This is a genomic window from Pseudoxanthomonas sp. Soil82 (genome assembly GCF_040446535.1).
In the GTDB taxonomy this organism is placed as follows: Bacteria; Pseudomonadota; Gammaproteobacteria; order Xanthomonadales; family Xanthomonadaceae; genus Pseudoxanthomonas; species Pseudoxanthomonas kaohsiungensis.
In genome coordinates this window covers 39,067-65,755 of the sequence record NZ_JBEAAK010000003.1, presented here as the reverse complement: position 1 = coordinate 65,755, position 26,689 = coordinate 39,067, and the positions used below count along the sequence as shown (strand labels likewise).

Sequence of the window (26,689 nt, the reverse complement as noted above, 5' to 3'; positions counted from 1 at the left end):
ACGGCATGTGTTCTGCCTCGTCCGAGCGACCTGCGTCGCGTCGGCCCAAGGACACTGATATGGCATCCCTGTTCGACCCGATGCAGGCCAGGCGCCTGCACCCTTACCCGCTGTTCCGCCGTCGGCCACTGCTCCGGCACCTGCTTGCCTGCGTGTTCGCCGGCGGCTTGTGGACGCTGGCGCTGCCCGCGACCGCCACCGACCCCATCCCGGGGCACAGCCTCGAGTCGATCCGCACCTGGGTTCTGGAACACAACCCCGAGCTGCGGGCCATGGACTTCGAAACCCAGGCCGCCGAAGCGAGGATCCTTCCCGCAGGTGCCCTGCCCGATCCGATGGCCTCGGTTGGATTCCGCGGCCTCGATCCGGACAAGCCCTGGCGCACCGCCGGTGCCGAGCGCGAGGTGAACTACGCGCTGCGCCAGCGCTTCCCGCTCTGGGGCAAGCGTGGTCTGGCGCGGACCGCGGCCAGCCAGGACGCGGTCGCGGTCGGGCTTGACCGCATCACCGCGGCGCGCGACCTGCTGGCAGAGGCTGAAGCGGCGTACGTGCGCTACTGGCATGCCGATCAGGCCGTGGCCGTGCTCGACCGCCGCATCGCCCTGCTCCGGCAGGTCGAGGAAATAGCCGGCGTGCGCTACGCCCTGGGTCGCGCGGCGCAGCAGGATGCCATCCGCGCCCAGGTCGAGCAGACCAGCCTACAGCGCGAGCGGATCGAACGCCTCGCGACCAAGCAGGAGGCGGCCGCCACCTTGAACGCGGTGCTGGGGCGCCGGTCCGATGCACCGCTGGCGACTCCCGGCGAGGCGCCGCGCCTCGCCGTCCACAGCGCCTCGCTTGCCGAGGCACTGGATGACGCCGATGCGCATCCCGCGGTGCGCTCGCAGCAGGCCCGCGCCGAGGCGGCGCGCACGAACGTGGTGCTGCAGCGTCGCAACCGCTTTCCGGACATCACCCTGGGCGTGGGTGCGATGCAGCTCGGCAACGGCCTCGAAAGCACCGAGCTGATGCTCGAGGTCGAGATCCCGTTCCAGCAGCGCGCCCGCCGCGAACGCGAGCGCGAGTCGCGCCTGCTCGAAGACGCGGCGCTGGCCCGCAGAGATGCCACGTTGCGGGCCGTCGAGGAAAGCGGCGCCTCCGCCTGGTCGCAGTGGACCAGCGCACGCGAGCGCCGCGCGCTGATCGAGAACACGCTGCTGCCGCAGGCCGACGCCACCTGGCAGTCCGCGCTGGCCAGCTACCAGGTCGGCGAAGTCGACTTCGGGACGCTGCTGGAAGCACTCAATGAATGGCAGGGCGCCGACCTCGCACGGGTCGATGCACTGCGTGACGAACTGTTGGGCGCCGCCGCCGTGCGCGCCATCGAAGGAGAGATCCGATGACCCGTGTCCAGACCCTGTCGCTCGCCATCGGCGTCGCACTCGCCGCACTCGCCGTCGGCTGGATGGCGGGCCGCGCCACGAACGATTCGCCCACCGCAGCCACGTCCGCCGAGGCAGCGGCCGCGGAACGCAAGGTGCTCTATTACCGCAATCCGATGGGCCTGGCGGACACGTCGCCGGTGCCGAAGAAGGATTCGATGGGCATGGACTACGTCCCGGTCTATGCCGACGACGCCCCGCCGGCGGCGCCGGGTACGGTGGTGCTGCCCCCGGACAAGGTGCAGGCGCTGGGCGTGCGCACCGAGGCGGTCAAGCGAGGAGCCATGTCCGCCACCGTGCGCACCAGCGGCACGGTCGAGGTCGACGAGACCCGGCAGTACGCGATCGCGCCCCGCTTTGAAGGCTGGGTGGAGCGGCTGTACGCGAACCAGACCGGCATGCGCGTCCGCGCCGGGCAGCCGCTGCTCTCCGTCTACAGCCCACAGTTGGCGGCGGCGCAGCAGGAATACCGGCTGGCCGACGAGACCGCCCGCAGGTTGGCCGGGTCCGATCCCGCGAGCGCGGCATCGATGACCCGCCTGCGCGATGCCGCACGCACCCGCCTGCGCAACTGGGAAATCAGCGACGCGCAACTCGGCAAGACGGGGCTGGTGCTCACCGCGCCCGCGGACGGGGTCGTGATCGAGAAGCCGGTGGTCCAGGGCGCACGCTTCGAGCCCGGCGAAACCATCCTGCGCCTGGCGGACCTGTCGACGGTGTGGGTGATCGCCAAGGTCCCGGCGGCGCAGGCCGCGGGCATCCAGCCCGGCCAGCCCGCCCGCTTCGAAACCGTGGCCCTGCCGGGCCAGGTGGCCGAGGGCGAGGTCACCTTCGTGCAGCCCGTCATCGATGCGATGACGCGCACCGTGGACGTGCGCATCGCCCTGCCCAACCCTACTGGCGACCTGCGTCCCGGGCTGTATGGGACGGTGGTGCTGGAGGAGCCGGGGGCTGGACCGGTCCTGACCGTTCCGCGTTCGGCCGTGCTCGACAGCGGCACGCGCCAGGTGGTGCTGGTCGAGACCGGCCCCGGCCGGTTCGCACCGCGCGACGTCACCCTGGGTCGCCGTGGCGGCGATCGCATCGAAGTGCTCGACGGGATCGCCGAAGGCGAACAGGTCGTGGTCTCCGCCAACTTCCTGATCGACGCCGAAAGCAACCTGCAGTCGGCACTCCAGGGGCTTGAGGGTCATGCAGGACACGGCGCGCCTTCGGGCACCACTGAGGATCCACACGCCGGGCACGGTGAGGACGCCGTCGATCCGCACGCAGGTCATGTTGACGAGGTCGCTGATCCCCACGCAGGCCATGCCATACCGGCGACATCGGGAGATCCACCGGCTGCCGCCAGCGATCCTGGCGCGTCCGACGGCCATGACAGCCATGGCGACCATGGAACGATGAACGACCACGGCACACCTGCTCCCGCCACCAGCCACGAGGGGCACTGACATGCTTGGCCGTCTCGTTGAATGGTCGGTGCGCAACGTCTTCCTGGTGCTGCTGATGGCGCTGGCGATTGTCGCCGGTGGCATCTACGCACTGATGAAGACGCCGCTGGACGCACAACCGGATCTGTCGGACGTGCAGGTGATCGTGTTCACGGAGTACCCGGGGCAGGCGCCCCAGGTGGTCGAGGACCAGGTCACCTATCCGCTGACCAGCGCCCTGCTCGCGACGCCGAAGTCGAAGGACGTCCGCGGCTTCTCGTTCTTCGGCGCCTCCTTCATCTACGTCATCTTCGAAGAAGGCACGGACTTGTACTGGGCGCGCTCGCGCGTGCTCGAGAACCTCAACGTCGCATCGAAAAACCTGCCGGCTGGCGTGGCACCGGCACTGGGACCCGACGCGTCCGGCGTGGGCTGGGTCTACCAGTACGTGCTGCAGAGCGACCGCCACTCGCTGGACGAGCTGCGCGCGATGCAGGACTGGTACCTGCGTTACCAGCTCACCACCGCGCCCGGCGTGGCCGAGGTCGCCAGCGTCGGCGGCTTCGTGCGCCAGTACTCGATCACCGTCGATCCGGTCCGGCTGCGCGAGTTCGACATCCCGATTTCACGCGTGTCCGAGGTGATCGCCGAGAGCAACCGCGACGTCGGCGGCCGCGTGATCGAGATGGCCGAGACCGAGTACATGGTGCGGGGCCGCGGCTACCTGCGCGGTATCGAGGATATCGAGAGCCTGGTTCTGCGCGCCGAAGGGGGCGCACCGGTGCTGATCGGCGACGTCGCCCGGGTCGAACTGGTACCCGATGAGCGCCGTGGCATCGTCGACCTGGACGGCGAAGGCGACGTTGTGGGCGGGATCGTCATTGCGCGCTTCGGCGAAAACGCCCTGGCCGTGATCGGGGGGGTGAAGGACAAGATCGCCCAGCTTGCGAGTGGACTCCCCGAGGGCGTCAGCGTCCAGGCGGTCTACGACCGCTCCGATCTCATCGTGCGCGCGATCAAGACGCTACGCACGACGCTGCTCGAGGAGAGCCTGATCGTCGCACTGGTGTGCCTGGTATTCCTGTTCCATGCGCGCAGCGCGCTGGTCGCGATCGTCATGCTGCCCGTCGGCGTGCTGATCGCGGTGATCGCGATGCGCATGCTGGGCATGAACTCCAACATCATGAGCCTGGGCGGCATCGCGATCTCGATTGGCGTGATGGTCGACGCGGCGATCGTGATGATCGAGAACGCGCACAAGCATATCGAGCGCTCCGACGGCTCCCGCAGCCGGACCCAGCTGATCATCGATGCCTGTCGCGAGGTCGGGCCGGCGCTGTTCTTCAGCCTGATGATCATCACCGTCTCCTTCCTGCCGGTGTTCGCCCTGGAGGCGCAGGAAGGGCGCCTGTTCAAGCCGCTGGCCTTCACCAAGACCTTCGCGATGGCCGGTGGCGCGCTGTTGTCGATCACGCTGGTACCGGTACTCATGCTGCTGTTCGTGCGCGGCAAGATCGTGCCCGAGCACAAGAATCCGGTGAACCGGTTCCTGGTTGCGGCCTATCGGCCGGTCATCAACGTCGTTCTGCGGCACCGCATGGCCACAGTCATGTTCGCGCTGGTCGCCCTGTTTGCCAGCCTGTGGCCTGCATCGCGCCTGGGCAGCGAGTTCATGCCCACGCTCAACGAAGGCACGCTGCTGTACATGCCCGCGTCGCTTCCCGGCATGTCGGTGACCAAGGCATCGGAGCTGCTACAGCAGCAGGACCGGATCATCAAGGGCTTCCCGGAAGTGGAGTCGGTGTTCGGCAAGGCGGGTCGCGCCCTGACCGCCACCGACCCGGCGCCGCTGGAGATGTTCGAGACCGTCATCAACCTCAAGCCCGAGGACGAATGGCGGGACGGCATGACCACCGACAAGCTCATCGCCGAGATGGACGCGGCGCTGAAGTTCCCGGGCGTCGCCAACTCCTGGACGATGCCGATCAAGGCGCGCACCGACATGCTGGCCACCGGCATCCGCACGCCCGTGGGCATCAAACTCTTCGGCACGGACCTTGAGCAACTCGACGCGCTGGCCACCGAGATCGAAGCCGTGGTGCGCGAAGTGCCGGGCACGACCAGCGCGTTCGCCGAACGCCTGACCGGCGCCTACTACCTCGACATCACCCCCGACCTTGGCAGCTTGGCCCAGTACGGCGTCACCCTGGGCGAGGTGCAGAACGTGGTGGCCGCCGCGCTGGGCGGCGAGATCGTCACCACCATCCTCCAGGGCCGCGAACGCTTCAGCGCGATCGTGCGCTATCCCCGCGAACTCCGCGACGATCCGCACCGGATAGGCAGCCAAGTCCTTGTGCCGGTGCCCGGCGGCGCCCAGGTGCCGCTGGGCGAACTGGCGCGGATTGAGGTCAGGAAGGGTGCGCCGAGCATCCGCACCGAGAACGCGATGCTGGCGGCTTACATCTACGTCGACACCCGAGAGAGCGATCTCGGCCGCTACGTGAAGGCTGCGCAGGAAGCGGTCACCGAGCAGGTGCAGTTCCCGCCTGGCTACTACGTGACCTGGAGTGGACAGTACGAATACATGCAACGTGCCGCGGAGAAGATGCGTGTCGTCGTTCCGGTGACGCTGGCGCTGATTTTCCTACTGCTGTACCTCAACTTCCGCCGTGTCACCGAGTCGCTGATCGTGATGCTGTCGGTGCCCTTCGCACTAGTCGGTGGCATCTGGCTGATGTGGATGCTCGACTACAACACCAGCGTCGCGGTGATCGTGGGCTTCATCGCGCTGGCCGGCGTCGCCGCGGAAACCGGCGTGGTGATGCTGATCTACCTCGACCACGCACTTGAAGCGCGTGCCGCGCAGAGGCAGGCCGAAGGCCGGGCATTGGATTCACGGGACCTGCGCGAGGCCATCATCGAAGGCGCGGTCGACCGCGTGCGCCCGAAGATGATGACCGTGGTCGCGATCATGGCGGGCCTGCTGCCCATCATGTGGAGCAGCGGTACTGGCTCGGAAGTTATGCGCCGAATCGCTGCGCCGATGGTAGGTGGCATGGTGTCTTCGACCATCCTCACCCTGGTCGTGATCCCGGCGCTGTACTCGCTGATCAAGCAGCGGCAGCTGGCCAGGAAGCCGCACCCCTCCTCCGCACTACCCAAGGAGAAGTAGTGATGGGGCCGTTCAACGCAGGCAGGGACCGACGGTTCATGCAACTGTGGCCGCGAACATCCGTCCGTCTAGGGCCAATTCGCGCGTTACTGGCTTCGCCCACCGCAAGGCCGGTTGACCTGTGTGCGAGACACAGGTCTAGCCTGATCAACACCTCGCCGGGAGCAAGCCGATGACGACCAAGGAAGAAGTGACGCTGCCGCTGATGACGGTCCGCCAGCTGGCACGGCAGGGCGATGTCACGGTGCATGTGGTGCGCAACTACCTGCGGCGCGGCCTGCTGCAGGCGGCGAGGCACACCGAGAGCGGCTACCAGCTGTTCTCGGCTTCGGAGCTCCAGCGCATGCGCTTCATTCGCACCGCCCAACAGCTCGGCTTCACGCTGGCGGAGATCGAGGAAATCGTCCGCCACAGTGTTCTGCGAAGGAGTCCCTGCCCGCTGGTGCGCGACATCATCCGACGCAGACTCGAAGACACCCGCCAGCAACTGGACAACCTGCTGGCCATGCACGGGCGGATGGAGCATGCCGTCCACGCCTGGACTTCGCTGCCGGACTCCATCCCGACTGGCGACGATGTCTGCGCATTGATCGAATCCGTTGCCGCCGCTGAGGGCGGCGGATTCGTCAGGTCCACCCCGGGGCGACTCCTTGGACGCCGCCCCACTCAGGAGAACTTGCCATGACTGTTCCTGGTCCTGCCACCTCAGGGTCCCGACGTTGGGTCTTCTGGATCTTCCTGGCGCTGGCCCTGTTCTATCTCGGCGTCGAGCACCGCGCCCACCTTGCGGGGACGCTCCGCTGGCTGCCGCTGGCCATCTTGCTGCTGTGTCCCTTGATGCATGTGTTCATGCACAAAGGGCATGGCGGTCATGGAGGCGACGGAAGTCATGGGCGCGACGGCAATGCCGACGACCCACCCCATGGCCACCATCAGAGCCGTCGGAACCGGGCATGGAACGACGAAACGTCCGACACCTCGAACGAAGGACACCGACATGCACGCACCTGACTCCGGCTACGGTCTTTGGCTCCTCGCCGCCATCAACGCCGCGTTCTTCATCTTCTTCGCCTGGAGCTTCTACAAACCGCTGACCCGTTGGGACTGGCGTGGGTTCGGTATGTTCTCCGCCTTCGTCTTGGCCCTGTTCGCGGAAATGTATGGCTTCCCGCTGACGCTGTACGTCTTGGGCGGGTGGCTCAGCGCCAACTATCCGCAGGTCAACTGGCTCAGCCACGACGCCGGCCATCTGCTGGAGATGTGGTTCGGCTGGCGCGCCAATCCGCATTTCGGTCCATTCCACCTGGCGAGTTTCATCCTGATCGGCGGCGGGTTCTGGCTCCTGTCGGCAGCCTGGCCCGTGCTGTATCGGGCACAGCGTGAGGGTCGGCTTGCCCGGGAGGGCGCGTATGCACGCATGCGTCACCCGCAGTACGTCGCCTTCGTACTCGTACTGACTGGTTTCCTCCTGCAGTGGCCCACGCTGCTCACGCTCGCCAGCTATCCGGTGCTGGTGTGGGCCTATGCCCGCCTCGCGCGTCGTGAGGAGAGAGATTGCCTGAGCCGCTTCGGCGAGGACTACGTGAGCTACATGCAGGAGGTGCCGGCCTTCATACCGCGACGCCGGCGCGGTCCTGTCCGATCGGCGGGGGAAGTCCGATGAAGGCCGACCGTCGTGTTCCATCCGTTTGTGCTCTCGCAGTCTCGCTGTTTCGCCTCACATCCATTCAAGGAGTCCACACAATGAACAACGTCACACATGCCGCCTGTTTTGCTGGCCCACGCACCAATCCCAATCGCTGGTTCGCCGCGCTGGCGCTGGCGGGCGCCTTTGCCTTCTCCTTCGCACTGCCGGGGGCTGCTTCCGCGAGCGAAGGCGGGTTCCGCCACAACGTGTTGATGCGCGGCCAGGTTCTGGAGACGCAGGACGACACACTGGTGGTCTGCGTCGGCAAGGCCGACGGAGCCCAGGTCGACCAGGTGCTGGATGTGATCCGGCACAAGCGCCGTAACCGCGGTCCCCGGGATATCGGGCCGCGCTTTCGCCGGGAAGCCGTCGGTCAGGTGCGCATCACCGGGCTGTTCGACGACCACTACGCAGAGGCTGAAGTGATCTCCGGAAAGCCCAAGGTCAATGACATCGTCGAGCTGATTCGACCGTGAGCAAGCCACGCGTCCGGCGCGATCTGCGTCGGACGTGTGCCCGCTGTCCGCCATCACTTCCTGCCAGAACCGGAGCTCATCATGACCTCGACTTCCCGCCCGACGCTGCAGTTCCTCGGTGCCGCCGGTACCGTCACCGGATCGCGCTACCTGGTCGAGGCCAATGGCCAGCGCGTGCTGGTCGACTGCGGTCTCTTCCAGGGCTACAAGCAGCTGCGCGACCGCAACCGGGCACCGTTCCCAGTCGATCCGGCGTCCATCGACGCGGTGGTCCTGACCCACGCCCATCTGGATCATTCGGGCTACCTGCCCGCGCTGGTCAAACAGGGATTCCGCGGCTGGATCCACTGCACCCACGCCAGCGTGTCCCTGTGTGGCCTGCTGCTTCCCGACAGCGGGCACCTGCTTGAAGAAGAGGCGAAATACGCAGCCCGCAAGGGGTACTCCAAGCACAAGGAAACTCGACCGCTTTACACCGAGGAGGACGCCCGCCGCAGCCTGAAGCAGCTCAAGGGGCATGACTACGAGCGCGACATCGAGGTCGCGTCGGGCTTCAAGGTCCGCTTCCATCCCGCCGGCCACATCCTGGGCGCCGCACACCTCAGCTTGGACGTCCAGGGCCAGCGTCTGCACTTCAGTGGCGATCTGGGGCGTCAGCAGGAATCGCTGATGAATCCGCCCACGCCGCTGCCCGCCTGTGACGTGCTGGTCTGCGAGTCCACGTATGGCGACCGCGAACACATTCCCATCGACCAGGAAGCGGAACTGGCCCCGATCATCCGCCGTGTTGCCGCGCGCGGGGGCGTTATCGTCATCCCCGCCTTTGCTGTCGGACGCGCCCAGGCGCTCATGCTGCATATCGCCCGGCTGCGTGAGCGCAAGGAGATCCCTCGCGTGCCGGTGTACCTCAACAGCCCGATGGCGATCAACGCGACCCGGCACTACCACGCCCACCATTCCGAGCACCACGTGTCCGAAGAGGACTGCCAGCGGATGTTCGACTTGGCCACCTTCGTCAACACGGTGGAAGAGTCGAAGGCGCTCAACCGCCAGCGCGGACCGATGATCATCATCTCCGCCAGCGGGATGGCGACCGGGGGGCGCGTGTTGCACCACATCGAGGCGTTCGGTCCGGATGACCGAAACGCGATCCTGCTCGCGGGCTACCAGGCCGGCGGAACACGCGGTGCCGCGCTGGCGGCAGGAAAGCGAACCTTGCGCATGTTTGGCCGCGAGGTCCCCATTCGCGCCGAGGTAGTGCAGCTGGAAGGCTTTTCTGGCCACGCCGACGCCGGGGAACTGCTGGACTGGATGCGCACCGCGCCGTCCGCGCCGCGCGTCGTCTACCTCACCCACGGCGAGCCCGATGCAGCCGACACGTTGCGCGGGCGCGTGCAGCGCGAGCTGGGCTGGCGCGCGCGCGTTCCGGAGCACCTGGAGCGCGTTGGGCTGGAGGATGCGCGATGAGCGAGCTGGCCGCTGCTCACACCCTGCTGCGCGTCACCCGTGCCGGCATCGACACCTACCAGCAGCCGGTGGTGTACATGCACCGCGACTGTGAAGTCTGCCGCTCGGAAGGCTTTGCCGCGATGACTCGCGTGAGGCTAGACGTGGGTTCGCGCACGCTGGTGGCGACGCTGAACGTGGTCGTGGACGATCGGCTCGGCCTGGACGAGGTGGCGCTCTCGGAGACCGCGTGGACGCTGCTCGATCCCATGCCCGATGTCCTTGCCCGGGTCCGGCACGCGGAACCCGCGGCGTCGGCAGGCGCGCTCCGCGCCAAGGTGTTCGGGGCACGGCTGGACGACGCGCAGTACCTCGCCCTGTTGCAGGACGTGATGGAAAGCAGGCTGTCGGACCTGGAGCTTGCCGCCTTCGTCACGGCCAGCGCGGGCGACCGCCTCGACAACGTCGAGACGACCGCGCTGACGCGGGCCATGATCGCGGTTGGCCAGCGCCTGGACTGGGGCGATGGGCCGGTGCTGGACAAGCACTGCGTCGGCGGCCTGCCGGGCAATCGCACCACCCCGATCGTGGTGGCCATCGTGGCCGCGCTGGGCTACCGCATCCCGAAGACGTCCTCGCGCGCCATCACATCGCCCGCGGGCACCGCCGACACCATGGAAGTGATGGCGCCGGTGGCGCTCGACCTGGCGGCGATGCGGCGGGTGGTGGAGCGCGAGGGCGGCTGCATCGTCTGGGGCGGCAACGTGCGCCTGAGCCCGGCCGACGACATCCTGATCCGGGTCCAGCGCCCGCTGGACTTCGATAGCGACGGACAACTGGTAGCCAGCGTGCTGTCGAAGAAGATCGCGGCGGGCTCCACCCACGTGCTGATCGACATGCCGGTGGGTCCGACCGCCAAGGTGCGCAGTGAGGCTGCGGCGGACAGCCTCGGCTCGCGGCTTGCACACACCGCCAGCGCGCTTGGATTGCAGCTGGCCATCCATCGCTCCGACGGCACCCAGCCGGTGGGTCGGGGCATCGGCCCGGCGCTCGAGGCGCACGATGTGCTCAAGGTGCTGCGCAACGCCACCGACGCACCGGCCGACCTGCGCGAACGCGCGCTTGCGCTGTCGGCGGCGCTGCTGGACATGGCACCGGGCAGCAGCGCCGGCACCGGACTGGAGCGCGCGCGCAGCGTGCTGGATTCCGGGAGGGCGCTGGCCAAGTTCCTGGCGATCTGCGAAGCCCAGGGAGGCTTCCGCGAACCGGCGCGGGCGCCATTCACCGCCGACGTTCCGGCATCCGCGTCGGGCCGCATCACGGAAATCGACAACCGCAGGCTGGCCAAGCTGGCCAAGTTGGCCGGCGCACCCACATCCCCCACCGCCGGCCTGGAAACGAGTCTGCGCGTCGGCGATGCGGTCGAGCGCGGACAGCCTCTGCTGACCCTGCATGCGGAGTCTCCGGGCGAGCTGGCCTATGCGCTGGAGCACGCCGCCACGTTGCAACCCTTCGTCCTTGGAGAGGTTCCATGACCCGTGTGCTGATGCCTTTCCCGGCCGATGCAGCATTGGCCAGCACCATGAACCAGGCTATGCAGGCGCGCATTGCACCTGTGGCTTGGAGGCACTTTCCCGATGGCGAGTCGCTGGTGACCCTGGAGGACTCGCTGGCTGGCGCGGATGTGGCCATCTTGGCCAGCCTGCGCCACGCCGATGCTTTGGCCCTCCCGTTGCGTTTCGCCGCCCGAACGGCGCGCGAGTTCGGGGCGCGCTCGGTCGGCCTGATCGCGCCCTACCTGGGGTACATGCGCCAGGACAAGCGTTTCCATGGTGGTGAAGCGGTCAGCACGCCGCTGTTTGCCCAGTTCCTGGAGGAGACGTTCGACTGGCTGGTGACCGTGGACCCGCACCTGCACCGCGTCGAGCGCCTGCAGTCGCTCTACCGGATTCCGACGGCCCACGTGTCGGCGACGCCGGCCGTGGCGCGCTGGATCGCGGAGACCGTCCCCGACGCGGTGCTGATCGGACCCGACAGCGAGAGCGAGCAATGGGTCGCCGACATCGCCGCCCGCTCCGGCATGCACTGGCAGGTGCTGGCCAAGGAACGCCACGGCGACTACGACGTGCGCGTGAGCCTGCCTGACCCGGCGGCCGTGGCCGGCCGGACCCCGGTCCTGGTCGACGACATCGTGTCGTCCGGCCATACGATCCTGGAGACCCTCGCGCACCTGCGCCAGCTGTCGCTGCCGCCACCGCTGCTGGTCGCCCTCCATCCGGTGTTCGCGGGCGATGCCTACGCCCGCCTGCAGGAGGCGGGCCTGGCCCGCATCGTCAGCACCGACACCATTCCCCACCCGTCGAACGCGATCGCGCTGGGCGCCGACCTCGCCGCCGCGGCATCGACCCTGATGCGCGCTTCGACCGATTCCCCGGAGGACCCATGAACCTGCATCTCAACTGCTGCACCGCCGACCAGCTGTCGGCCGCCGAGCGCCAGCGGATCCTTGAACTGGCCGACGCCCACCGGCAGACCGATCCCGCGTTCGCCCATTGGGCTGCCGGCTACGGCGTGATCCGGCATGACCCGCTCACCCAGCTCCGGGTCCGCCAGATGGTGGACGAGCTGGTGACCCTGGGCCGCACGCCCGATGCCGGCACCGCCTGGCAGCGGCTCGCCGCGGCCGACCGCGTCACCAGCGCCGGCATGTGGCTGGTGGCGCACATGACCTACAGCCAGCGGGTCCGTACCGACGGTGCGGCCCTCGAGTCCGATGACTTCAAGATCACCCCCGAAGGCCACACCGGCGGGTCCCTCAACATGGTGCCCGCCTATGCCGGCTACCTGCTGATGGACGCCCTGGATGGCGTCACCCGCGCATGGATGATGGGCCAGGGACACTGCGTGGCCGCGATCGACGCGCTGAACGTGCTGGTGGGCAACATGACCGACCGGCACGCGGAGCGTTACGACCGATCGGACGACGGCCTGAGCCGGCTCGTCGGCGACTTCTACGCCTACACGCTCAATCCAGACGGCACGCCGGCGTCGCCCCTAGGCTCCCACGTCAATGCGCACACCGCCGGCGGCGTGATGGAAGGCGGCTATCTCGGCTTCGCCGAGCTGCAGTACGTGCATGCGCCGCTCAAGGACGAACGCCTGGTGGCGTTCCTCAGCGACGGTGCGTTCGAGGAACAGCGCGGCAGCGACTGGGCGCCGCGCTGGTGGCGTGCCGAGGACAGCGGACTGGTCAGCCCGATCATCATCCTCAACGGGCGGCGCATCGAACAGCGCAGTCAGATCACCCAGCAGGGCGGCGAGCGGTGGCTGGACCGGCACCTGCGATTGAACGGCTTTGATCCGATCGCGCTGGACGGGCGCGATCCGGCCAGCATCGCCTGGGGCATCCACGTGATGGAGTCGCGCCTGCAGGCGGGTGCCGCCGTCCCCGATGCACACGTGCGGCTGCCCTATGGCATCGCCGAAACCGTCAAGGGCTTCGGCTTCTCCGGCGCCGGGACCAACGCCTCGCACAACCTGCCCCTGCCCGGGAATCCGGCGAAGGATGCCGCGGCACGCGCGCTGTTCAATGAAGGCGCCGCGGCGCTGTTCGTGGCCGCGTCCGAACTGGATGAGGCCATTGCCGCACTCAACAGCCACGACCTGCAGCAGCGTGTGCGCGAGCGCGACCATGCGCTCGCCGATCGCCAGATAGACCCGCCCCGCGTTCCAGCCATTGCCGATCGCGGCGTCGGCGGCAAGAGCTCACCGATGACCGCGCTCGACGAACAGTTCGTCGCCATCGCCGAAGCGAACCCGGGGCTGCGCGTGCGCGTGGGCAATCCCGACGAGCTGCGCAGCAACAAGCTCGACCGCACCCTCGATGCGATGAAGCACCGGGTGCACGAGCCCGAGCCCGGCGTCGCCGAATCGACGACCGGCGCGGTCATCACCGCGCTCAACGAGGAGGCTGTCGTGTGCGCGGCGCTTGGCAACAAGGGCGGGCTGAACCTGGTGGTGACGTACGAGGCCTTCGCGCCGAAGATGCTCGGTGCCGTGCGCCAGGAGCTGATTCTCGCCCGCCATCAGAAGCAAGCCGGACGTCCACCCGGCTGGCTGGGCGTGCCTCTGGTGCTGACCTCGCACACCTGGGAAAACGCGAAGAACGAGCAGTCCCACCAGGATCCGACCATGGCCGAGACGCTGCTGGGCGAAATGGCCGACATCTCGCGCGTGGTGTTTCCGCCTGACGCCAACGGCGCCGCAGCCGCCCTCGCCCACGCCTACGCGCAGCGCGGCACGGTCACCACCCTGATTGTCCCCAAGCGCCCGGTGTCGCATGAGCTGACGCCACAGCAGGCCAAGGCGCTGGCAGAGACCGGCGCAACGTGCCTGGCCGGCGATCCGGCGACGGCGGCCATCCTGCTGGTCGCCACCGGCGCTTACCAGCTGCAGGAAGTGCGTCGCGCGCAGGCGCGTCTGGTCGAACGCGGTGCGTCGGCAGCGATCGTCTATCTCGGCGAGCCCGGCCGGTTCCGCGCGCCGCGCGATCCGGAGGAGGCGCGCTACGTGCACGCCGACAGCGAGGTCCATACGCTGTTCCCGGCGGAGCGGCCGCGCGTATTCGTCACCCACACCCGGCCCGAGCCCTTCCTCGGCGCGCTGCGCCGGCTCGACACCGGCCCGGCCACCACTGCGGCACTGGGCTTCGTCAACCGCGGCGGCACGCTGGACGTGCCGGGCCTGCTGTTCGCCAATCGCAGCACCTGGGCGCACGTGGTCGACGCGGCTGCGGGCGTCCTCGGCCAGCCCCGTGGCAGCCTGTTGTCCGAAGCCGAGTTGGCGGCAGTGGATGGGCGGGGTGATCCGGCCACCGTCCTGCGCCCGGAAACGGGACAGGCGTCGTGAGCGTGCCGGCCAGGACCTCGCGCTGATGGCCGGCACGGTGCGCCGCGGAGGTCAGATCGCCTGGGCCGGACTGAAGCTCGGAGTCGCCGTGCTGCGCCTGCGCCGGCGTGCACCCGATCGGCTTCCCGCCTACATCAGCACCACCCTGGTGGGGCTCGGCACCACCTTCGTCAAGCTGGGCCAGGGCTTGAGCCTGCGCTGGGACCTGCTGCCTGCGCCGTATCGCGATGCGTTGTCGCAGCTGCACAGCGACGTGCCGGCGTTTCCTGCGGACCAGGCCAGGCACATGGTCGAACAGGCGTTCGGCGCACCGGTCGACGCGCTCTTCGCCAGTTTCGATGACAAGCCGATGGCCGCGGGCTCAGTCGCCCAGATCCACCCTGCGCGCATGCACGACGGTCGCAACGTGGTCGTCAAGATCACCCGCCCCGGCATCCATGCCCAGGTGCAGGCCGACCTGCGGCTGCTCCGGCGCACGATGCGCGTGGCCCAGTGGATCTGGCCGCCCCTCAAGCGACACCGGCCGCTCGAACTCGTGGACGAACTGGGCGCCTTCATGCGCGATGAAATCGACATGCGTCACGAAGCACAGAACATGCGGCGCATGGCCAAGGTGCTTGACTCACTGCCCGGCATTACCCAGCCACACGTCGTCGAGCCCTACGCTACCCGCGACGTGCTGGTCCAGGACCGAAGCCACGGCACCCGCCTGGAGACCGCTTACGGAACCGGGGCCGCTCCCGCGCTGGCGAGCGCGCTGCTCGATGCCTACGTGCATCAGCTCTTCGGCGCCGGTGTGTTCCATGCAGATCCCCATCCGGGAAACCTGTTCTTCTTTGACGACGGTCGCCTGTGCCTGCATGACTTCGGCTCGATCGGTGTGCTCGACCCGGCATCGCGGCTCGCGCTTGGCGGCATGGTCGAGGCCATTGCAGCCGACGACGCCGAGGGTGTCCTGGATGCGGCAATCGCCCTGGGCTTCTTCCCTCCGCAGGTCGAGCGACGCTCGCATGTGCGCGAGATCCACCTGATCCTGGCCGAGATGGCCAGCCGCCCATTGGCGGCGTGGTCCATTGCCGAGGCGATCTGGCGCGTGGCACGCATTGGCCAAGGCGCGGGCTTCCGGCTTCCTGCCCACCTGCTGTCCCTGATCCGGACGCTTTTCCTGGTCGAGAACACGTTGCGGGCACTGGATCCGGATCTGGATCTGCTGGGGACGCTGTCGGCACAGGCCGCCGAGATCGCCGAGATCGCCGATGCCAGCCGCCCCGGCGGCAACAGGCCGCTCGCCATGCGGCTGGCCCGCACCGCCCGCCAGCTGCCCCAGATCGCCACCGACCTGTTGCGGCAGGCGCAACTGAGCGACGGACGGCCCGCCCTCTCCGTACATCACCATGGCCTGAGTTCGACGCAGGAGGCAATCGCCCGCACGGGCAATCGGCTGGCATTGGCCCTGGTCACCTTGGGCCTGTATGTATGTGGTGCGCTGTTGAGCCTGCACTCCGACGGCCCGCAAGTGTTCGGTCACATGCCTTTCCTGGCTATCGTGGCTTTCGCTGCTGCGGCATTGCTCTCGCTGCGGCTGGTGACGGCCATCGCCAGATCGGGGCACTTGTAAGCAGCTGGAGCCCCGACCATTGGGGATCGCGATTTCAGACAGTCCCTTGCAGAATCACTGATCTATCTCCCCGCTGATGCCCAGTGCATCAGTGCATCCAGGAAGGCAGACCCATGACGCAACACGACCATCATCAGCACGATCATCAGGCGCATGGCGGGCAACCGCCGCATTCCCGCAAGGGTGCTGACGGCGACGTCCATGCCGGGCACGACAAGCATGCCGGCCACAGCGTGGCGAGCTTCCGCGACAAGTTCTGGCTCACGCTGCTGCTGACCATCCCCACTCTGATCTGGAGCGGGATGATCCAGCACTGGTTCGACTACACCGCACCACAGTTCCCGGGGTCGGCGTACATCCCGGCGGTGTTCGGCACGATCGTGTACTTCTACGGCGGCTCGCCGTTCGTCCGCGGCGGATACCACGAGCTGAGAAATCGCCTGCCGGGCATGATGACGCTGATCTCGCTTGCGATCACCGTCGCCTTCCTTTACAGCGCGTTGGTCACGCTCGGCGTTGTCGAGGGCTTGGACCTGTGGTGGGAGCTGGCGACGCTGGTGGCGATCATGTTGCTCGGCCACTGGATCGAGATGCGTTCGATCAACCAGGCACAGGGCGCTCTCAAGGAACTCGCGAAGCTGCTGCCTGATATGGCGGTGCGGTTGGATGAGGCCGGTACCGCGAAGGAAGTCCCTGTCGCGGAACTGAAGCGCGGCGACCTGCTGCTCATCAGGCCCGGCGCGAGCATTCCCGCCGACGGCGTCGTGAAGGAAGGGACCAGCGCCGTCAACGAAGCGATGATCACCGGCGAGTCCAAGCCGATGGACAAGTCGACGGGCGACCGGGTGATCGCCGGCACCGTCAACGGACAGGGCTCGTTGCGTGTCGAGGTGACGGGAACCGGCGACGAGACCGCGCTCGCGGGTATCATGCGGCTCGTCGAGCAGGCCCAGACGTCGCGCTCGCGCGCCCAGGCCCTGGCGGACCGGGCGGCGTTCTACCTCACGATCATCGCCATCGTCTCCGCCGCGGTTACCGCCATTGTCTGGCCACTCCTCGGTCGACCGTGGAGCTTCACGATCGAGCGCGTAGTGACCGTGCTCGTGATCGCCTGTCCCCATGCGCTAGGTTTGGCCATCCCGCTGGTGACCGCCATCTCGACCACGATTGGCGCACGGAACGGCCTGCTCGTGCGCGATCGACGCGGCCTGGAAGAGGCCCGTTTGCTGAACACGGTCGTGTTCGACAAGACAGGCACGCTCACGCTCGGTTCGCACCGCGTCGTGAAGACCACTGCCGCCGATGGACTCACTGACGACGAGGTGCTTCGCGTGGCCGCGTCGGTCCAGCGCGACGCTGAACATCCGATCGCGCAGGCGCTGATGACCAGCGCCAAGGAACATGGCATCGACGTTCCGATGTCGCAGGACTTCGAGTCCATGCCGGGACGCGGCGTGCGCGCAGTCGTCGAGGAACGCTCGCTTCACGTTGGCGGGCCGGGTCTGTTGAGAATGCTCGCGGTCGAACCGCCGGAGACGCTTCGGCGGGCTGCCGAATCAGCGGCAGCCGATGGTCAATCTGCAACCTACCTGGTGGAAGGCGACCGGGTGCTCGCCGTATTTGCGATCGCGGATGCCATCCGTCCCGAATCGTTCGACGCGGTCAAGCGGCTGCACGACGAAGGACTGGAGGTTGTCCTGCTGACGGGTGATTCCACGGCGGTCGCAAACGCGGTCGCGAAGGAACTCAACATCGACACCGTCTTCGCCGAGGTATTGCCCGAGGACAAGGTGGCAAAGATCGAGGAGCTGCAGGCCCAGGGCAAGCGCGTCGCGATGGTGGGTGACGGTGTCAATGACGCTCCGGCGCTGCTCACGTCCGACGTCGGCATCGCCATCGGCACAGGGACGGACGTCGCGGTCGAGGCCGGCGACGTCGTACTCGTGCGCAGCGACCCGCGCGACGTGCCGGCGATCATTGCATTGAGCAAGGCGACCTATCGCAAGATGATCCAGAACCTGTGGTGGGCCGCCGGGTACAACATCGTCGCCATCCCGCTCGCTGCCGGCGTTCTCGCTGCATGGGGGATCATGCTGCAACCCGCGCTTGGTGCAGTGCTCATGTCGCTGAGCACCATCGTGGTGGCGATCAATGCGCAGCTGTTGCGCCGGGCGGTACGGTCCCCATGAACATGAACTGGCGACACCTATGACCACGCGCCGGCTTCTGGCACTCAACGTTGGCTCGTCCACCCTCAAGGGCGCGTGCTATCTGTTGCACGCTGAGGGGCCAGGCGCGCAGCCACGCGTCGTGGAGCGCTCCCGGGCCGAGATTGCCGTCGGCGCGGATGCGCAAGAGCGACTTGCCACCCTGCTCGAAATATTGTCGATACCGGCGCCCGGCCCCGACGTGGTGGTCCACCGAATCGTACATGGCGGCGACCTGCGCAACGCCAGCGAGCTCGACGAAGATGTACTTGCGAAACTGGATGCTTTGGTGCCATTCGCACCCTTGCACCAGCCGGTCGCCCTCGCGTTCGCGCGTGCCGCGCGCCTGCGTTGGCCGCAAGCCCGCCAGGGCGTGGCCTTCGACACGGACTTCCACGTGACACTCGCACCCTGGAGCCAGCGCCTGCCCATCCCCGAAGCATGGGATGCGCTGGGCGTCCGCCGCTACGGTTTCCACGGACTCGCCTTCGCCTCTGCACTGCGAGTCGTGGCCAGCCAGGACGCCGGAATCCTGCGGAGCCGCGCCGTCTTCGCGCATCTGGGGGGTGGTTGCAGCGTCTGCGCCGTCGAGGACGGTCGGAGCCGCGACACCACCATGGCGCTCACTCCGCTGGGGGGAATCCCGAGCCCTACCCGCTCCGGGGATCTCGATCCCGGTGCGTTGCTGTACCTGCTCAGGCACGAACGGCTGGACGCGCAAGCGATTGAAGATGGTTTGTCCCGCACTGCAGGTCTTGCCGGCATCGCCGGGCACGGCGATATGCGCGTGCTGCTTGCCGATCCTGGCCCGCAGGCCCAGCTTGCCGTGGACCTCTTCGCAGTCCGGATCGCGCAGTCCATCGCGGCCATGGCCACGGGAATCGGCGGACTCGACCATGTCGTCTTTTCCGGCGGCATCGGCCACCGCGCGCCGGGTCTGCGGGCGCGGATCATCGCGCGCTTGGGCTGGCTTGGCCTGGCGCTGGCACCTGACGACAACGATGCTGGGGCCACGCGGATCGATGCCGCGAGCGGGCCGGCCATCTGGAACGTCGCGATCGATGAGGAACGCGAGCTGGCCGAATCAGCATTGGCCTGGCTGTAGTCCACGGCATACCGCCAGGGCGGCCCCAGCCAGGATTACTCGCCGATCAGTGGCGTCGTGAGTACCGCTGCGAATCCACCACCTGGGGTGCGCATGTTCGTAGTCTGGCCCTGATAAAGCCGGGCCGCGAACAACAGCACACCCGCCTCGGACGCGAAGCAGCGCACGTCCGCCTTGAGGGACTGGCCCCCATGCACGATCCGCATGCTCGGTGGCGCGAAGGCCTGTGCGATGTAGGTCGCCGACGCCATCGACTCCCACGTTCGCCGGGTGAGCTTGTCGCCCCGATAGCTGCCACGGCTGCCGAACCCTGCTGCAGGCTTGAAGAAGTAGCCGTTGCGCGCTGCCCACAGCGCATCCCGGTTTCCGGGGACGACTTCAACCGTTGTCGGGATCACCTCGGCCAGCAGGGCTGTCAAACCCGCATCGACCCCAAACCCGCCGAGCAAAGCCGCGTCTCCAAGCACCGCCAGGTTGCGCTTGTCGGCGAACAGCGCGTGCGCACGCGGATGCGGGGTGAGTGCGACGTCCCCTGCGAGATAAGCCTGACGAAGGTCCGCATGCGAAGCTTCCTCAAGCGCGAAATCGGTCAACCGGTTGTAGACCATGTCGATCGGGCCGTCGGCATCTGCAAGCCCCTCCGGGCCGAACCTCAGATCCTCGGGCGCGCGTATCACGCAGTCCACGCCGTGCTCCCGGAATGCGTCCGCGTACAGCTCGAACTCGGGGTAGAGGAACTGCTCCCGCGGGGCGCTGTCCACGATGGCCACACGGGACGGCGCGCGGCCCGACTGCTGCCGGGCATCGTCAAGCCAGGCGGCTACAGCCGCGCTATGGGCCTCCGTCGCCGTGGTCCAGGTGGTCCACGCAGCCGGCGCGCAAGATCTCACGGCATCGAGCAGCACGGCATTGAGGAGCAGCCCGCCTGGATTGGTGTTGACCTCGATCAACCGCGGGCCGTCGACGGTCAGGTGAAAGTCCAGCCCCAGGACGCCACCCGCCGAACCCGGGTAATGGGTTGCGATGTCGGGGGCCCATTGCAGGACGCGCTCGCGGTATCGTGGATTCTCTGCAACTTCGAAGAGCGCCGCCGCGACTCGCCCCATGGCGTCCAACGCCGCACGGTCGACGAACAGGGCGTACCGAGAGAACAGATGTGCGTGAACGGCCGGGTCAGACATGGACTCCGAGAAGGCGGCCCGGATCGACTCGTGCAGCCGCAAGACGTCGACTACTTCGCATGCACACCGCTGGTTGAGCGAGGCACCCACTGAAGTGGCACAGTTGATATTGCAGCCTGACTCGCCAGCCATTCTTGGGGCTCCCTAGGTTTACGCCTCGACGCAGCCTGGTTGCTGCGCTGCTGCATCGATCCCGCCCAGCAGTCATGTTATCTGCTCTCAGGACAAGCGCCGCTTCTCGAAGAAGACAGAGGTAGGGCGTGATGCCTCAACTGAACATCCGCTCGGGTTGGCAATCCAGCCCGCCCACCCTCGATAACGGCGCCTAATCGCGACCATCTATCGCAGCTTCGAACAAGAGATCACGCATGCGTGATCAAATTAATCACTATCTCCTCAAACGACTCACGTCGCTCACAGGGAAACCTCCCGTCCCACCTGCGTCCAAGCCACATCCATGCAATACGCGGCAACGATGGAATTGGCGCAGGCTCCTTGCGAAAACAACGCCAGGCTCGATAGGCTAGCAGCAGGCTGCCTAAGCGCTCTGGAGCTGATAGCTCACCGAGGCGCCCAGGGCAACCTGCTGATAATGGCCCACTTTGCTCCTGCGCGTACCACCCCATCAGGTAAAGCTCCCAAGCACCGAGGCCCGCTGCCGAGTGAGACCGGGCCGGCGTCCAGTTGCGACACACCATATGGACGAGATCGCGGCGCCATAGGCCTTCAAGCCGCGCCTCGGGCAGGACTGAGTAGTCTAGGAGTATCCAGCTTCGCGTCCACTCGTACAGGCTCAACGCCTCTGGTTTCGTTTGGAAACCAGCGTGCCCTGGATCGACACCGAGCATAGGATTGCGATAGACGAGCGGGCATCCATGCTGGCCACACTGCAGTCGTCGCACATCAAGCCAGCGTACATGGGTAGGCCAGCGCTGCCCGTCGCCCGTGCCTACAGTGCATTGCGGGCAGAAGACACGCCTCCGACCGGGTGCCAGGCGCCACGCGGGCTCAACGGACCTGATCTCCCCTAGCCCGCTCGGCAGACCATCCCACCGTGCTCCGTCAGCAGGTCGCTCTGGCTCGCGATGAGACGGCTTGACCAGCTCCAGCCAGTCCGCCTCATCAATGGGTTGTTCGCTAGCAGCGGCCATCATCCAAGACTGCTTAGTCTCACCCCGGAAGACCTGAGGCCACTTTGGCAAGGTCGAGAAGTCCATCAGCCTGTCGAGTCTGGAGGCATGACTGCTGTGGCCGTTTCCCGGAGTAGGTCAAGGGTGATATGGGGGCGGCCAGCCATGATCGCCGAGGTTGCGGCGTCCCTTAGAAGGTCCACTATGGCGGATGTGACCGTGAAGCCCTGAGACAGCAGCCAACGAACGACTTGGACGCGATCCAGATAGGAAGGCTCCGGCAATGGCAGCTGCGCCTCAAGGCCAGCCAAGAACTGTCGGAATTCCTGAGACTCGGACCAATGTGGCAATTGCGCCTGCCTGAATCTGGAGTACAGCTGCTCATCTGCCGCCAGCACCGCTTTCATTTTCTCGGTAGTCGCGATACAAATAGTGATCCCCTGGTTGCTGATTGACTTAAGTAGCGCGAGACACTGCTGTTGAGTGTGCTTACCTCCCAACAGGAGGTTTCCTGCCTCGTCAATCAGAATCTGACGCACCCCGCACTGAACTAGCGCCGGACCAAGGCGATCCAAGTAGTTGGCAGGCCTTGTCGTCCGGAACTCGGGGATACAGGCCTTGATGAGGTCCGTGCAAAGCGACTTTGCATCCACATGACGCATCTCAACCAGAACTACCGGTCGGGCGCGATGCCCCTCTGTGTCTCGCTGTTCCTGTCCGTGTAGGTTAGCGTAGTGCTCAAGCACACATGATTTACCCATGCCAGCTTGGCCAATCAGATGCAAGCTGCGCGGGCGGCTACGACCGCACTCGTTGGTATACAAGTATCTCATCCAGCGCAACGCGGCCATCCCAGCTGGATACGGAATGAACCGCTGCGACTTCATGAGATCGCAGCGCGCCTGTGGATCCAAGTGCAATTGCTCGGCAATACTCGGATGCAAATGCGACGGAATCTTCATACTTTGTCTGCCTCATCGAAGTTGACTCGACCGACCGGAAGGCTGTAATCGACTGAGCTGGATGGAGGCGCGGACACAGGAGATTCCGCCCGACGGGCCCGTTTCCTACGTGCCCACTTTGTTGTGACAGCTGCTTCATCCTGAATCTTCCGTTGCTGCATCATCGCTTCAAACAACACTTCTTCCGACTTCCGCCCTGCGGCCTGAGCCTTCAGCGACCGCTTTGCATCACGCAGCTCATAGACCGAGAAAGGTGGCCGTGAACGATCTAACAGTGGGATATCGATGTAGTCCCCTTGATAAGCCAGGTACACCTTGCTCAGATCGCCGTGATGGTAGTGAACGTAATGACGGCGACCATCGTTGATGAGCTGAGCAATCGCAGGGTCCCAGTACTTGAGTCCCATGAGCGCGACGCCCTCACGCGTTACCGCCCGCAACTGTCGCGGCAACAGCCCGACCAGAAATTGGCGCGGATTAGCGATCATGGTGGGTAGTTCGACTTGGCCCCCTCTGGTGATCCAACTGGATTGCCACTTCTGAAAGGGTGTCACCCCCCCGAGGCCGCGGTGCTCTGTATGGTGATAGACCCCGACAATCTCCTGGCCGATCCAGGCTTCCAGATCCTTGAACGACATGACTGCGTGTCGCTCAGAGTCATAGTCGCTGCGCTTCTGGGGATTGGAAAATGTCGTTCCAGGGAGAAGGTGAATCTTCCCCATCAGGTTTCCGATGTATCGCTCAATGAAGGCACCGTAATGTGGCTTCCGCACAGGACGCAGGTGGACATGGATTCCGTATCGCTCGCACTGCGTCTGGATGCCTTGTGCACGAAATGTCTTGGCATTATCCCAACTAACGGTCTCGAACTTGCCGAACATGGGATACTCATGCTCAATTCCAAGACGGCGCATCCAATCGCCCTTGGGGAGACAGGCGTGGGCCAAGCACAACGCCACGCACGTTTGAGTGGGCGAATCCATGCTGAGGTAATAGCCCACTACGCATCGAGTATGGACATCAATGGCCAACGTTATCCAGGGACGTCCAATCGCAAGACGTGTCTCCGGACAAACTACGATCATATCGACCAGGGCATGATCGATCTGCACCATCTCCAAGGCACGATGGGTCGTGATTCCGCGGACGGAGGGCGCTTGGACTGCGAGCGCGCGGTCTACACCTAGACGCTTCCTGGCCGTCAGCATCGGATCAACGGCATGGACACGCCGCCTGACTGCCTTGTAGGAAGGTGATCTCTCACCCTTCTCTGCGCACAGCTGTCGTACCCGCTTATGCACTGCCGTGATGGGCGTCTCAGGACGCTTTAGGTGAACTTCTTGGATGGCCCGCGCAACGGCTGCCTCGACTATTGGACGCAACCGCTTAGATCCCGGCGCCGGTCCTGGGGAAGAGTTAAGCTGGGATATAGGCGTTGGATCAGCGAGATAGAGTGCATGCCGCCTGATGACCGTTCGACGATGAACACCCATCGCCACGGCTACAAGGTCGACTTCCCGCACGGCAGGGCGTAGTGGTAGCTCAGCCAAGGCATCGCACCAAGCCTTGGCATGTGATTCCGCCGCCGGATCAGCTTCGTGTGGATGGGTAAGCACGCGTGCCGAATCGGAGAGGGGCACAGGTGCAGACAGCTCCTCTGGCCGCGCCCACGCCAACTCCCCTGTACCCTCCACGCGTACCTGGATCTTCGAGTGACTGCAGACGTCCATCACCCGGACCGCACGGCCATTCATTACCGCTGAAACGCCGGGGACAATACGGAAAGCTGCGACCGACGCCCTGATACGCGAACGGGGTTGCTTGGGTGAACTATTCGCCACGCCGAAGTCGAGCTCCTGAGGCACCCTAGCCTTAGTGGAGTCGCGCGCTCCTGGGGTTCCGGCTGAGGGCCCCGGATCCGCGTCCAGTTCGGTACTAGGTGGCGATAGACGGTCGCGCCCAGCACATTCGTCGACTAGCGACGCCTGATCGATCGTCTGCTCAATCTGCTGCCGCACACGGCCATCTTGTGGATCATCGATGGGCGGGCGTCTTGCGATATCTGCGTGCTGCATATGGCCTCCGGTCAAACGCAGGCCGCACGCCACCCTCCTCTTGACGACAAGGATTCAAAGGAGCAGGCTGGGGGTAATCGGAGACCAAGCCGGTTACCAAATGGGAAGCCCGAGCCGCACGCTCGGGCTTTCTTTTTTCCCAGTCAGGAGGGGGATGCGGGGGGCTGCTGTATCGTCGTCAGGCTCGTCGGGTAGTCCCAGTTGGCCGACTAATACGCCTTTTTGGGCCCGATATCCAGTAGGCAAAAATCCCGCAACTGACTGTTTTACATAGAGTTTGATATAAAAATATCAGACTCTCTCGATTGCCCGAAGTCGCATTCGATGCCCTCCCTGCGATGGTGAGGCGGCGCCATGGAAGCTCGCAGGAGCGCGCCCGGCTCTGTCAGATATCGCCGACATCACCTCAAAGCTGTCGACCACTGGATACGTACCAACCAAATGGTTTGGCAGTATCGGACAGAAAACGGCGTCGAAGTTCGTAACCGCTACAGTTCTCGATCGGCGCCGCATGATCTAGTTGTCGGAACGAATCGAGGTGCTCTTTCGTCAAGGGCCCGGGCCGCTGCGCGATGTACCAACGCAGTGCTTGCATGAGCTGTCCGTGGCCCACCATCAGGATCCATCCACTGATCTGGGATTCAGCAAGACGGGTCAGAGTCGCCTCAATGCGCCCAATTAATTGGGCGAAAGACTCCGCTCCAGGCCCATCAACGCTGTCTGGATTCGCTCGACGCCAGTAGTCCTCTACCCATGCTCGGCGCTGGACGACTGTGGTGTTTACACACCGCTCGGGGGCTAGATACGTAAATTCCTGGACCGGCCAGATTTCCAGCGATAGACCGAATCGACGAGCGATTGGCGCTGCCGTTTGCCTGGCACGTAGGAATGGCGAGCAGATGATCTGGGCAGGCGCCTTCGGGATCGCCTGACCGAAGTCGTACGCCTGCTTCTCACCCTTGGCGCTCAGCGGAATTTCTGCAGGATCCTTAGTGACGCCTCCTGCGTTTGCCGCACTTTCCGCATGTCGAACAAGCTGAACAACCAGGAATTTCTCGCGCATCGGTCGAGTGTCATCGATTTCTCTAACCCTCGATCGTACCCACTCTTAGTGCGGCTGGAGATACTGGCTTCCGCGCTGGGCTGGTCGCTCATGCTTGTCCGCGCTGGCCGCGTCCCCCGTTCTCAGCCTAGATTGGGCTTAGATCGTGTCACGCGGCTCAGTTTGTGCCGCATTCGTGTCCCAATCCGGCAGCGACCTGATCATCCAAAACGGGGAAATTTCTAAGCTATTGATTTATAAGCAAAAACATCTTTGACGCCAACTAGGATCTCCTACAGTCGTATTGCTCCACAGGATTGGCCGCCTCCCTAGGGTTTGCACGCCTCCGCCACCGCTTTGTCTTGCCGTCGCAGGTCCTCGATCTTCCGCCACGGACCGAGTTGGTAGAGCTCCCGGTCGCGCTGCGCCTTGGCTGCGTCGCAGCGTCCGATTGACGACTTGCCCCTCGCTGCTGTTCCGGTGCTGGTCCCCCGTCGCGAGGAGTTCGATCGCGCGGGACTCGAAGCATTGCGCCGCTCCATGTCCCGCTGGCGGCTGGCCGCCTCCATCTGCCTGATGCGCTGCAGGTGGGTTTCGTCGGGCGGCGCATACGTGCCGTGCTCCCAGGCCTTCTCCGTCGCCTGCCCCGCCACGCATGGGGCGGACTGGTAGGCGACCTCGTCCCCGGCGACGCACTTGAATACCTGCTGCGCAGCAGCGGCGGCAGGAAGCCAGGCGAGGGTCAGCAGGATCGCGCGGCGCGCATGGGTTCGCATGCCCACAGCGTATGCACCACCACCTGCGGGCGCCTGCGGGAAACGCCCGCGTA

Annotated in this window: 19 protein-coding genes; 14 read left to right on the top strand and 5 right to left on the bottom strand. The window is 65.8% G+C overall.

Going from position 1 to position 26,689, the window contains the following annotated elements; genetic code table 11:
- The first annotated feature begins 59 nt into the window (after positions 1-59).
- The 14 genes from ABKA19_RS09255 to ABKA19_RS09190 all read left to right on the top strand — a co-directional run bounded on the left by ABKA19_RS09255 (position 60) and on the right by ABKA19_RS09190 (position 19,470).
- The gene (locus ABKA19_RS09255; protein WP_353688659.1) at positions 60-1,382 is read left to right on the top strand and encodes a TolC family protein; all 1,323 of its coding nucleotides are present in this window, start codon (positions 60-62) and stop codon (positions 1,380-1,382) included.
- Positions 1,379-2,872, top strand: a complete 1,494-nt coding sequence (locus ABKA19_RS09250) for an efflux RND transporter periplasmic adaptor subunit (RefSeq protein ID WP_298855026.1) — start codon at positions 1,379-1,381, stop codon at positions 2,870-2,872. Before ABKA19_RS09255 ends, ABKA19_RS09250 begins: the two co-directional genes overlap by 4 nt.
- A 1-nt stretch (position 2,873) precedes the next feature.
- Positions 2,874-6,023, top strand: a complete 3,150-nt coding sequence (locus tag ABKA19_RS09245; RefSeq protein ID WP_353688658.1) for an efflux RND transporter permease subunit — start codon at positions 2,874-2,876, stop codon at positions 6,021-6,023.
- A 172-nt stretch (positions 6,024-6,195) separates the two neighbouring features.
- Complete coding sequence (locus tag ABKA19_RS09240) at positions 6,196-6,708, top strand: MerR family transcriptional regulator (protein WP_353688657.1); 513 nt, start codon at positions 6,196-6,198, stop codon at positions 6,706-6,708.
- Entirely contained in the window at positions 6,705-7,034 is a 330-nt protein-coding gene (locus tag ABKA19_RS09235) for a DUF2933 domain-containing protein (protein WP_081759952.1), read from the top strand. The genes ABKA19_RS09240 and ABKA19_RS09235 overlap by 4 nt, the downstream gene beginning before the upstream one ends.
- A complete protein-coding gene (locus tag ABKA19_RS09230; protein ID WP_353688656.1) occupies positions 7,021-7,686 on the top strand; it encodes a methyltransferase family protein in 666 nt (221 codons plus the stop codon). Before ABKA19_RS09235 ends, ABKA19_RS09230 begins: the two co-directional genes overlap by 14 nt.
- 80 nt (positions 7,687-7,766) lie before the next feature.
- Positions 7,767-8,186, top strand: coding sequence for a hypothetical protein (locus tag ABKA19_RS09225; protein ID WP_024867875.1), 420 nt, complete (start codon positions 7,767-7,769; stop codon positions 8,184-8,186).
- A gap of 81 nt (positions 8,187-8,267) precedes the next feature.
- The gene (locus ABKA19_RS09220) at positions 8,268-9,653 is read left to right on the top strand and encodes an MBL fold metallo-hydrolase RNA specificity domain-containing protein (protein ID WP_353688655.1); all 1,386 of its coding nucleotides are present in this window, start codon (positions 8,268-8,270) and stop codon (positions 9,651-9,653) included.
- Complete coding sequence (locus ABKA19_RS09215; RefSeq protein ID WP_353688654.1) at positions 9,650-11,167, top strand: thymidine phosphorylase family protein; 1,518 nt, start codon at positions 9,650-9,652, stop codon at positions 11,165-11,167. The genes ABKA19_RS09220 and ABKA19_RS09215 overlap by 4 nt, the downstream gene beginning before the upstream one ends.
- On the top strand, positions 11,164-12,078 hold the full coding sequence (locus tag ABKA19_RS09210; protein ID WP_024867878.1) for a ribose-phosphate diphosphokinase: 915 nt from the start codon (positions 11,164-11,166) through the stop codon (positions 12,076-12,078). The genes ABKA19_RS09215 and ABKA19_RS09210 overlap by 4 nt, the downstream gene beginning before the upstream one ends.
- Positions 12,079-12,245: 167 nt before the next feature.
- Positions 12,246-14,540 (top strand): phosphoketolase family protein, encoded by a 2,295-nt coding sequence (locus ABKA19_RS09205; RefSeq protein ID WP_502945755.1) that lies wholly within the window; start codon positions 12,246-12,248, stop codon positions 14,538-14,540.
- Between the two features lie 25 nt (positions 14,541-14,565).
- Positions 14,566-16,158: an ABC1 kinase family protein gene (locus tag ABKA19_RS09200; protein ID WP_353688653.1), complete on the top strand. Its 1,593-nt coding sequence runs from the start codon at positions 14,566-14,568 to the stop codon at positions 16,156-16,158.
- Positions 16,159-16,271: 113 nt separating this feature from the next.
- On the top strand, positions 16,272-18,347 hold the full coding sequence (locus ABKA19_RS09195; RefSeq protein ID WP_225763777.1) for a heavy metal translocating P-type ATPase: 2,076 nt from the start codon (positions 16,272-16,274) through the stop codon (positions 18,345-18,347).
- A 19-nt stretch (positions 18,348-18,366) separates the two neighbouring features.
- Positions 18,367-19,470, top strand: a complete 1,104-nt coding sequence (locus ABKA19_RS09190) for an acetate/propionate family kinase (protein ID WP_162797638.1) — start codon at positions 18,367-18,369, stop codon at positions 19,468-19,470.
- A gap of 35 nt (positions 19,471-19,505) precedes the next feature.
- On the opposite strand, the gene ABKA19_RS09185 is transcribed toward ABKA19_RS09190, so the two are convergent.
- The 5 genes from ABKA19_RS09185 to ABKA19_RS09165 all read right to left on the bottom strand — a co-directional run bounded on the left by ABKA19_RS09185 (position 19,506) and on the right by ABKA19_RS09165 (position 26,636).
- Positions 19,506-20,651, bottom strand: a complete 1,146-nt coding sequence (locus tag ABKA19_RS09185; protein ID WP_162407204.1) for a hypothetical protein — start codon at positions 20,649-20,651, stop codon at positions 19,506-19,508.
- A 1,216-nt stretch (positions 20,652-21,867) separates the two neighbouring features.
- Entirely contained in the window at positions 21,868-22,743 is an 876-nt protein-coding gene (locus ABKA19_RS09180; RefSeq protein WP_353688652.1) for a TniB family NTP-binding protein, read from the bottom strand.
- The gene (locus tag ABKA19_RS09175) at positions 22,740-23,858 is read right to left on the bottom strand and encodes a TnsB C-terminal domain-containing protein (protein ID WP_502945754.1); all 1,119 of its coding nucleotides are present in this window, start codon (positions 23,856-23,858) and stop codon (positions 22,740-22,742) included. The genes ABKA19_RS09180 and ABKA19_RS09175 overlap by 4 nt, the downstream gene beginning before the upstream one ends.
- Before the next feature lie 1,366 nt (positions 23,859-25,224).
- Positions 25,225-25,881 (bottom strand): histidine phosphatase family protein, encoded by a 657-nt coding sequence (locus tag ABKA19_RS09170; protein WP_353688650.1) that lies wholly within the window; start codon positions 25,879-25,881, stop codon positions 25,225-25,227.
- Positions 25,882-26,189: 308 nt separating this feature from the next.
- The gene (locus ABKA19_RS09165) at positions 26,190-26,636 is read right to left on the bottom strand and encodes a DUF4124 domain-containing protein (protein WP_353688649.1); all 447 of its coding nucleotides are present in this window, start codon (positions 26,634-26,636) and stop codon (positions 26,190-26,192) included.
- Positions 26,637-26,689: the final 53 nt, after the last annotated feature.

Bases quoted from the DNA above. Each gene is read 5' to 3' on its own strand.
- ABKA19_RS09235 (WP_081759952.1), top strand. From the start codon at position 6,705: ATGACTGTTCCTGGTCCTGCCACCTCAGGGTCCCGACGTTGGGTCTTC.
- ABKA19_RS09255 (WP_353688659.1), top strand. From the start codon at position 60: ATGGCATCCCTGTTCGACCCGATGCAGGCCAGGCGCCTGCACCCTTAC.
- ABKA19_RS09220 (WP_353688655.1), top strand. From the start codon at position 8,268: ATGACCTCGACTTCCCGCCCGACGCTGCAGTTCCTCGGTGCCGCCGGT.
- ABKA19_RS09205 (WP_502945755.1), top strand. From the start codon at position 12,246: ATGGTGGACGAGCTGGTGACCCTGGGCCGCACGCCCGATGCCGGCACC.
- ABKA19_RS09250 (WP_298855026.1), top strand. From the start codon at position 1,379: ATGACCCGTGTCCAGACCCTGTCGCTCGCCATCGGCGTCGCACTCGCC.
- ABKA19_RS09225 (WP_024867875.1), top strand. From the start codon at position 7,767: ATGAACAACGTCACACATGCCGCCTGTTTTGCTGGCCCACGCACCAAT.
- ABKA19_RS09200 (WP_353688653.1), top strand. From the start codon at position 14,566: ATGGCCGGCACGGTGCGCCGCGGAGGTCAGATCGCCTGGGCCGGACTG.
- ABKA19_RS09190 (WP_162797638.1), top strand. From the start codon at position 18,367: ATGACCACGCGCCGGCTTCTGGCACTCAACGTTGGCTCGTCCACCCTC.
- ABKA19_RS09210 (WP_024867878.1), top strand. From the start codon at position 11,164: ATGACCCGTGTGCTGATGCCTTTCCCGGCCGATGCAGCATTGGCCAGC.
- ABKA19_RS09185 (WP_162407204.1), bottom strand. From the start codon at position 20,651: ATGTCTGACCCGGCCGTTCACGCACATCTGTTCTCTCGGTACGCCCTG.
- ABKA19_RS09245 (WP_353688658.1), top strand. From the start codon at position 2,874: ATGCTTGGCCGTCTCGTTGAATGGTCGGTGCGCAACGTCTTCCTGGTG.
- ABKA19_RS09180 (WP_353688652.1), bottom strand. From the start codon at position 22,743: ATGAAGATTCCGTCGCATTTGCATCCGAGTATTGCCGAGCAATTGCAC.
- ABKA19_RS09195 (WP_225763777.1), top strand. From the start codon at position 16,272: ATGACGCAACACGACCATCATCAGCACGATCATCAGGCGCATGGCGGG.
- ABKA19_RS09215 (WP_353688654.1), top strand. From the start codon at position 9,650: ATGAGCGAGCTGGCCGCTGCTCACACCCTGCTGCGCGTCACCCGTGCC.
- ABKA19_RS09165 (WP_353688649.1), bottom strand. From the start codon at position 26,636: ATGCGAACCCATGCGCGCCGCGCGATCCTGCTGACCCTCGCCTGGCTT.
- ABKA19_RS09175 (WP_502945754.1), bottom strand. From the start codon at position 23,858: ATGGTGCAGATCGATCATGCCCTGGTCGATATGATCGTAGTTTGTCCG.
- ABKA19_RS09240 (WP_353688657.1), top strand. From the start codon at position 6,196: ATGACGACCAAGGAAGAAGTGACGCTGCCGCTGATGACGGTCCGCCAG.
- ABKA19_RS09230 (WP_353688656.1), top strand. From the start codon at position 7,021: ATGCACGCACCTGACTCCGGCTACGGTCTTTGGCTCCTCGCCGCCATC.
- ABKA19_RS09170 (WP_353688650.1), bottom strand. From the start codon at position 25,881: ATGCGCGAGAAATTCCTGGTTGTTCAGCTTGTTCGACATGCGGAAAGT.